Below are 7,551 nucleotides of genomic sequence, written 5' to 3' on the forward strand. Positions count from 1 at the left end.
AGGAGTCTGTGAGGTACCTGGCCGAACTGGCCGATGACCGACTCAAGAATTAGGACGAGGATCATGGAATCAACCCACCAGAACCACGTCATCGATCGGCGACCGCCAGTAGCCCCGCCGCGGCGGGCGCGGCCTGGGTGAGCAGCCCGCTGAAGAAGCGGGGATGGTCGAGGAAGCCCGTGGCCGTCCGGCCGCCGGAGGTCGACAGCCCCAGGTGGCCTTCCGAGAGCGTGGAGAGTCCGGCGTAGGAATACGCCTGTACCGCGTTCGTCATGCGCCGGACAGTAGAGATCACCACCGACAAAACATGATCCGGACCACCGGACCGCCGGACCGCCGGACTTTCGGGCTACCGGACCGCCCGACCACCGGACCGCCGACCCCTGGACCGCCGAATCGCCGGACCACCCGACCTCCGGACCACCAGCCACCGGACCGCCGAATCGCCGGACCATCGGACCACCGGACCGTCAAACCGCCAAACCGTCCGGCCATCGGATCACTGGATCAATTAGGCCATCAGGCCGCCAGGGCCGCCGAAGGGTCGGCGTCCGGTCAGGCCGCGCCGGGGCCGCCGAAGGGCCGGCGTGTCAGGCTCCGGTGCACCATCTCGGTGAGCGTCACGATGTCGAAGACCGGCATGCCGATCCGCGCCTGGATCGCGTGCGCGAAGGGCACCAGGTCCGTGCACTCGATGACGAGTGCTCCCATGTCCGGATTGTCGCGCGCCAGCCGGTCGACCTGGCCCAGCACCTCACGCTCCAGGCGGCCGGCGTCGAGTTCGACGCGCCGCCCTTCGAGCATGACCTCACGGAACTCCGGCTGCTCCGCCATGTCGGCGACGCATATCGGGACGTGTTCGCCGCCGATCGCCGCGAGATGGCGCCGGGTGAGGGAGGACTCCTTGGCGACCAGCAGCCCGACCTTCTGGTCCGGGCGGAGCATGCGGTGGACCATGGGCAGCTGGATCAGGCTTGAGGCGTAGAGCGGGACCTCCACGGCGGCGGCCAGCCGTTCCTGGAAGAGGACGAGGAAGCCGCAGGCGCCGGTGATCGCCGCCGCCCCTCGCGCCTGGAGCTCCTGGGCCGCGTGGACGAACGGCTCCAGCAGGCGCGGATCGGCCTGGCTCACCACGCGCTCCGGCGTCGCGCCCTCCACCACCTTGTAGGTGACGGGGAAGCCGAAGGTGGTCGGGTTGCGGATATGTCCTGGGATCTTGGTGAAGGAGGTGTCGAGGCAGAGGACTCCGATCATGATGTCCCGCCCCGCCTCCGCTCCGTCTGCCATGGTCGTTCTCCCGCCGGATGTCCTTGTCGTCATCGTCATCGCCGGAGGTCGTCATCGTCGTCGCCGGAGCCGGAAGGGGCTCGCCCATCCGCCGTAGCGGCCGACGCGGAACGGCTCCGGGTCCATGTCGGGCCGCTCCCCGGCGAGGATCTGGGCGATCAGCCTGCCGCCGGCCGGCGCGAGGCCCAGGCCGATGTGGCCGTGGCCGCACGCGACGGAGAGGTTGCGGTAGGGCTCGGCCCGCCCTATGTAGGGGAGGCTGTCCGGCGTGCAGGGACGCAGGCCGCTCCAGGTCTCAAGGGTCTCGGTGTGCTCCATCTCCGGCAGATACGCCTGGACGGTCCGCAGGATGCCCTCGACGCGCCGGCGGGAGACCGTGCGGTCCATGCCCGACAGCTCCAGGGTCCCACCGAGGCGGAGGCGGTCGCCGAGCGGTGCGATCGCGACCTTCCCCTCGCTCAGCAGGACCGGCCGCCGTGGCCCGTTGCGCGGCGTCTTGACCGTGACGGTGTAGCCCTTGGCCGGCTGGAGCATGAGCCCGAGGCCCAGCTCGCGGACGCGTTCGGCCGACCACGTGCCGGCGGCGACGACCACCTCGCGGGGCCTGAGGTCTCCGCGTGCCGTCCTCACCAGCCCGACCTCGCGGCCGGTGACCTCGAAGCCGAGGACCTCGGTCTGCCCGTGGATCTCGACCCCCATGCCCTGGAGGGTCCGGGCGAACTCGCGCAGGAAGTCGGGGACGCGCAGGTAGGCGCCCTCCTCGTTGTACAGGGCGCCGCTGATGTCGAACTCGGCGTCCGGTTCGAGCGCGCGCAGCTCCTGCGGGTCGAGGACGCGCAGCGGCACGCCGTTGTCGACCGCCCGCGGCACCGACCGGCGTCCCTTGTCGAATCCCTCCGGCGTCTTGAACGCCAGCACCATGCCCTGTGCCGTGAAGGTGGGGGCGAGGCCGTCGTCCGCGCAGACCTCGCGCAGGATCTCCAGGCTCCGCTTCTTCAGGTCGAGCAGCACGTGGAAGGCGGCCTCCGCGTCCCGCTCGTTGCAGGCGCGGCGGAAGTGCCAGAGCCACCGCGGCAGCCCGCCGTCCCAGCGCGGTTTGATGTGGAAGGGGCTCTCCGGGTTCAGCAGCCAGCGGATCCCCTGGGCGGGCACGCCGGGCTCGGCGAGGGGGGCCGCGCCCTGCGTGCCGACGAAGCCGGTGTTCCCGTGGGAGCAGGACTGCGGGCCGCCGACCGGCCCGCGTTCCACCACGGTCACACTGCTGCCGGCGCGGCGGAGGAAGTAGGCGCAGAACAGGCCGACGATGCCGCCGCCGATGACGAGGACGTCGGGATCGTGTCTCATGGGCGTCGCGTCTGGGGGGAGCATCGTCGGCATGTGCTGTCCTCTACAGGCTCACGGTTACAGGCTCACGATGAAGAAGTTGGTCGGGAGGTTGATCACGACCCGTTCGTAGATCTCGGCCATGAGCGCGAGGCCGGGCTCGGCGAAGACCCCGGGGGGCGGCTCGGCGAAGCGGATCACCGAGCGCCCGGCGTCGAACAGCAGGGCGCCGTGCCCGAAGTCGCCGACGATGGCGGTCCCCGGGTCGACCAGACGCGTGCGCACGATGAAGACGCCGTTCTGCTCGACGTCGTCCATCAGGCGGCTGTTGCCCATGAACGTGTAGTAGTCGACGGGGTTGATGATGAGGCCGTCGGCCGTGCCTCCCATCTGCTCCACCTCGTTGCACGCCGCGAGGATCGTCGAGCCGAACGGTCCTTTCGACGTCATGCGCGCGATCTGCGGGATGTTCAGCAGCCCGCCCCCGCCGCGGATGATCGTGTGGTTCTCGGCCGTGGCGAGGCGGACGATGAGCCGGTAGTTGACGAAGGACTCGAAGGTCTCGGCGTCCTCCCACAGGTCCGGCGGGACCTGGACCCACGCGGTGGTGGGCAGGAGCTCCGGGATCGGCGCCTTGTGGAAGCGGTTGGCCGCCTCGCGCCTCAGGTCGGCCTCGTCGACCTTCGGGTCGTCCGGGAGCGGCGGGCTCTCCCGCCAGTAGTACTGCCGCGGGTCCCTGGAGAGGTCGACGACCTTGAGCATGTTGCGTGCCGGATAGCGCGGCTTCCGCCGCGAGCTCGTCAGTGAATCGGTGATCGTCACGTCGTACTCGACGCAGGCCTCGGTCCCCTTGACGGCACAGGCCTCGACGAACATCCGGCCCGGTGACATCTCCGTCTTGCGCTGGGCGACGACTTCCGCCATCGTGCGCTTCATATTGTCTGTCCGCTGCATGGCTTCCTCGCTGGTCGTGGTTGTGCGCTACCGCTTGCGGGCGACGAAGATCCCCCAGCCGAACTCCCCCTGGTCGATGGCGACCTGGATCTCCTCGCAGGAGTCGGAGAAGGCCAGCATCCAGGCCCGCGCGGCGGCGTCCTGCGTCCCCTCGGCGCGCTCGCGCGCCGTCTTGCCCAGCACGCGGTAGGTCTGCCTGATGTGGCTTTCGAGGTTGCGGGCGAGGATGATCTCGAACCCGGCCCTCTCCAGGGCCGCCTGGTACTCGACGAGCGAGTAGCCGCCGCTCCATCTCACGCGGTCGTAGACGTGCCTGCGGGCGCGCTCGCCGATCTCCTTCTTGGGCTGGAGGAAGTCGGAGAAGGCGAAGACTCCGCCGGGCCGCAGGACGCGGTGGATCTCCGCGTGGCTGCGCGGCTTGTCCGGCACGAGGAAGAGCGCGTCCTGGCTGACGACGTGGGAGAAGCTACCGTCTCCGTAGGGCATCTGCGTCGCCGAGCCGTGGCGGAATCCGATGCCGGGCCGGTCGCCGGCCAGCTCCCGCGCGAACTTGACGCGTTCCTCGCTCAGGTCGAGCCCCTCCCCCCGGCAGCCGCGCCGGTCGGCGAGGTGGATCAGGAAGTTGCCGCAGCCGCAGCCCACGTCGAGCACGTGGGAGGAGCCGTCGATCCCGGCCTCCGCCGCCATGATGTCGGAGGTCCGCTCGGCGGCCGCGCGGTAGTCCTCGTCGGCGGCGTCGGCGAAGTACCCCGTGTGGAGGACGCCTTCGCTGTCCCAGAAGTTCAGGTAGGTCGCGGTGGTCTGGTCGAAGAAGTCTCCGACGTCCTTCTCCGTGTAGACGTGGCTGGTCATCGACATCACAGGCTCCCTTGTCTGCTCAGGTCTCGCGTCCGTCATGCGTAGGTGTTCTTCTGCGCCGCCGTCAGGTGCGGCAGCTCCGGCCCGGTCACGCCGGCGCCGCCGTCGATCAGGTGCACCGCGCCGGTGACGTAGGAGGCCCGCTCGCTCGCGAGGAAGGCCGCGACGGCGGCGACCTCCTCCGGGCGGGCCAGGCGGCCCACGGCGCTGTGGTGGCCCATGGCGCGTAGCTGGGCTTCGACGTCGCCGTCCCCGGCCAGCTTCGCCGCCGCCCGCTCCATCGGCGGGGTGCGGACCCCGCCGGGGGCCAGCACGTTGACGGTGACGCCGTCGCGGCCGACCTCCGGGGCGAGCGCCTGGGCGAAGCGCACGATGGCGGCGCGGGTCATCCCGGACAGCGCCAGCGGGGCGATGGGGACGCTCGCGGTCTCCGAGGCCACGAAGAGCAACCGGCCCCATCCCGCGGCCTTGAGGTACGGCAGCGCCGTCAGGGCCAGGTTCACCGCAGGCAGGAGCACCCTGTCGACGGCCGCCTGGTATTCCTCCAGCTCGAACTGCGAAGCCGTACCGATCGGCGGGCTGCCGCCGCTGACGAGGACGACGTGGAGCGCGCCCAGGTCGGCGGCGACCTCCTCCACCCAGCGACGTGCCGCCTGCCGGTCGGTGATGTCGACGCTCGTGGTGTGGACGCGGCCGCGCGCCACCTCCTTGAGGTCGCGCTCGGCGGCCTCCAGCCGGTCGCGGTCGCGCGCGCCGATCGCGACGTGCGCGCCCTCACCGGCCAGTTCCCTGGCGACGGCCAGGCCGATGCCGCTCGAACCGCCGGCGACAAGCGCGACCTTGTTCTCAAGCCCCAGGTCCAATCGTCGTCCTCCTCGCTGCTCTCTACTGTTCGCTGCTCTTGGCCGCTCGCGGCGCGGCGGCGTCGGCCCGCCGCCCGGACTGGAGGGTGCCGCCGTATCCGTAGCCGTAGCGCCGGAAAAGCGGCCATGACAGCGTCGCCGCCGCCAGCTTGGCGGGGGTCGAAAGACCGTTCCGCCAGGAGTCGTCCCGGTCCCTGATGACGGTGGCGCCGGTGCGGAAGCGGTCCGGATTGCCGGTGACCGTGTGGTTGGCGTGCAGCTCGACCGTCCGGTCCCGCACCGGGTTGCCGGCGGGATCGGCGCCGCACAGCCGCAGGAGCGTGTCGACGGTGCCGGCCGGATCGGCGATGAAGTCCTCATAGCGCAGGAAGATCGACCGCTCCGGATGGCGCCGGGTGATCGCGTGGGAGGCCAGGTTGAAGCCGTGCCAGTAGGCCGTGCTCATCCGGGACGACATGGCGTAGACGTACTGCTTCGGCTCGCGCCAGGAGTGGGCGACCGCCCGGGGGTCTCGCACGAGGTGGACGTAGTAGGGCGTCACCCCCTCCAGGTGCGGCAGCAGCGCCGCCTCCCCTGGGATCTTCGTGGTGTCCACGATCACCTGCGTGCCGGTCCGCTCGGCGACGGCGTGGTAGGTCCGCGCCATCAGGGCGGCGTGCTCGCGGATGTCGTCGCAGTGCAGTCCCCGGTCGAGCACGCGCCAGGTGTGCCGGGTCCGGACGCAGGCGCGCTGGCGGCGGATCACGTCGTCGGCGTGGGCCTCCGGCGAGAGGCCGGCGGGCAGGCCGGACAGGAGGATCTCCGACCAGACGGGGCAGCGGGTCAGCACCTCGCCGCAGCCGCACAGGCTGTTGACGCCCTTGCCGGCGGCGTTCTTCCACAGGAAGTGCACCTCCCCGACGTGGAAGAACCCCGGGATCTCGTTGAGGACGTTGCCGATGATGGTGCTTCCGTTGCGGCACCAGCCGGTGATGCAGAGGATCTTGAGCGGTGTCGTTCCCATGGTGTTCTCCTCAACTCAGCCCGCGGCCGCCGGCTGTTCGCTCGGCTGGCGGACGCACAGGGCCACGGCCACGGCCGCCGCCGCGCAGACGGCGCCGACGACGAACACGGCGGGGTAGCCGAAGCCGGTGGCGACCACTCCGATCAGCGGCCCCCAGACGGCCAGGCCCAGATCCCAGAAGGAGGTGTAGGCGCCGATCGCGGCCCCCTGCTTCGAGCTGTCGGTGAGGTTCATCACCATCAGGGCGAGCGAGGGGTGCAGCAGCGAGAATCCGACCCCCATGACCAGGCCGCCGAACACGGCGACCGGCAGGTTCGGCGCCAGGGCGATGATCAGGAGGCCGACGGCCTCGCCGATGCCGGACCAGATCGCGACCCGGCGCGGGCCGAGCCGGTCCGGCAGATGCCCGATGACCAGTCGCGTGCCGCCGTAGACGGCGCTGAAGCCGCTGAGCACCGCGACGCCCGAATGGATGCCGCGGGCCTGCAGGTGGAGGACGACGAAGGCGGCGAGCCCGGCGTAGCCGGCGGCGGCGAGCGCCAGCGCCGCCCCGGGCAGCAGCGCCGGGCGCAGGAGCAGACCGCCGCCCCCGCTCGGCTGCCCGGCGTGGGAGGGCCCGGGGACCGAGCTGATCAGCAGGAGGCCGGCGAGCGCGGCGGCGACGCTGAAGCCCCACACCGCGCCGTAGCCGGCCGGCAGCAGCGCCGCGCCCAGGAAGGTCCCCACCGAGATCCCGCCCCACATGCTGACGCCGTAGAGCCCGATCAGCTGCCCGCGGCGGTGGTGCGGCGCGAGCGAGACGGTCCAGACGGCGCCCGCGGTGAAAAGCGACGCCTCCCCGACGCCGAGCAGCAGGCGGTCGGCGACGAGGCCGGCCAGGCCGAGCGGCAGGAAGTAGAGCGCGCCGCCGGCGGCGACGATCAGCGCGCCCATCTGCATGACCCGGCGATGGCCGTAGCGGTCGGCCAGGTGGCCGGCCACCGGCCGGACGAGCAGCGCCGTGAGCGCCGTCGCCATGACCACCAGCCCGATGGCGAAGTCGGTGGCGCCGAAACTCTCCCGGACGAAGCCCGGCAGGACCGGGATCGCCGCGGTGAGACCCACGTAGCCGCAGAAGAGTCCGCCGAAGACTCCGACGAGGGCCCGGCGCGGGATCGTGCCCCGGTCGGCGGAGGTCGTCATCGCCGCCGCCTGCGCCGGGCGGCGTCGGCCGTCCCGGGCCGCGTGCAGCGCTCGTTTCTGCCGCTGTACGACAAGACCAGC

General features: G+C 71.4%; 8 protein-coding genes. All 8 read right to left on the minus strand.

All coding sequences use genetic code 11. From position 1 onward, the window contains the following. Positions 1–88: 88 nt before the first annotated feature. Positions 89–274, minus strand: coding sequence for a hypothetical protein (locus ACWDS7_RS44610; protein WP_451934234.1), 186 nt, complete (start codon positions 272–274; stop codon positions 89–91). A gap of 281 nt (positions 275–555) precedes the next feature. Next, positions 556–1,287 carry an aspartate/glutamate racemase family protein gene (locus ACWDS7_RS44615; protein WP_451934235.1) on the minus strand — a complete coding sequence of 244 codons (732 nt, stop codon included), beginning with the start codon at positions 1,285–1,287 and terminating at the stop codon, positions 556–558. A gap of 51 nt (positions 1,288–1,338) precedes the next feature. Then, positions 1,339–2,631: an NAD(P)/FAD-dependent oxidoreductase gene (locus ACWDS7_RS44620; protein ID WP_451934236.1), complete on the minus strand. Its 1,293-nt coding sequence runs from the start codon at positions 2,629–2,631 to the stop codon at positions 1,339–1,341. A gap of 57 nt (positions 2,632–2,688) precedes the next feature. Continuing rightward, positions 2,689–3,534, minus strand: a complete 846-nt coding sequence (locus ACWDS7_RS44625) for a family 3 encapsulin nanocompartment shell protein (RefSeq protein ID WP_306858088.1) — start codon at positions 3,532–3,534, stop codon at positions 2,689–2,691. Positions 3,535–3,591: 57 nt separating this feature from the next. Beyond that, complete coding sequence (locus ACWDS7_RS44630; RefSeq protein WP_451934237.1) at positions 3,592–4,422, minus strand: class I SAM-dependent methyltransferase; 831 nt, start codon at positions 4,420–4,422, stop codon at positions 3,592–3,594. Positions 4,423–4,457: 35 nt separating this feature from the next. Next, complete coding sequence (locus ACWDS7_RS44635; protein ID WP_306858086.1) at positions 4,458–5,285, minus strand: SDR family NAD(P)-dependent oxidoreductase; 828 nt, start codon at positions 5,283–5,285, stop codon at positions 4,458–4,460. A 22-nt stretch (positions 5,286–5,307) separates the two neighbouring features. Further along, positions 5,308–6,288, minus strand: coding sequence for a sulfotransferase (locus ACWDS7_RS44640; protein WP_451934238.1), 981 nt, complete (start codon positions 6,286–6,288; stop codon positions 5,308–5,310). A 15-nt stretch (positions 6,289–6,303) separates the two neighbouring features. Further along, positions 6,304–7,551, minus strand: a 1,248-nt coding sequence (locus ACWDS7_RS44645; protein WP_451934239.1) for an MFS transporter, incomplete at its 5' end; no start/stop codon positions are given.

The sequence above is a fragment of the Streptosporangium sp. NPDC003464 genome, assembly GCF_053588315.1.

Coding starts and splice junctions, on each gene's coding strand:
- ACWDS7_RS44630 (WP_451934237.1), bottom strand. CDS start 4,422: ATGTCGATGACCAGCCACGTCTACACGGAGAAGGACGTCGGAGACTTC.
- ACWDS7_RS44620 (WP_451934236.1), bottom strand. CDS start 2,631: ATGAGACACGATCCCGACGTCCTCGTCATCGGCGGCGGCATCGTCGGC.
- ACWDS7_RS44610 (WP_451934234.1), bottom strand. CDS start 274: ATGACGAACGCGGTACAGGCGTATTCCTACGCCGGACTCTCCACGCTC.
- ACWDS7_RS44615 (WP_451934235.1), bottom strand. CDS start 1,287: ATGGCAGACGGAGCGGAGGCGGGGCGGGACATCATGATCGGAGTCCTC.
- ACWDS7_RS44640 (WP_451934238.1), bottom strand. CDS start 6,288: ATGGGAACGACACCGCTCAAGATCCTCTGCATCACCGGCTGGTGCCGC.
- ACWDS7_RS44625 (WP_306858088.1), bottom strand. CDS start 3,534: ATGGCGGAAGTCGTCGCCCAGCGCAAGACGGAGATGTCACCGGGCCGG.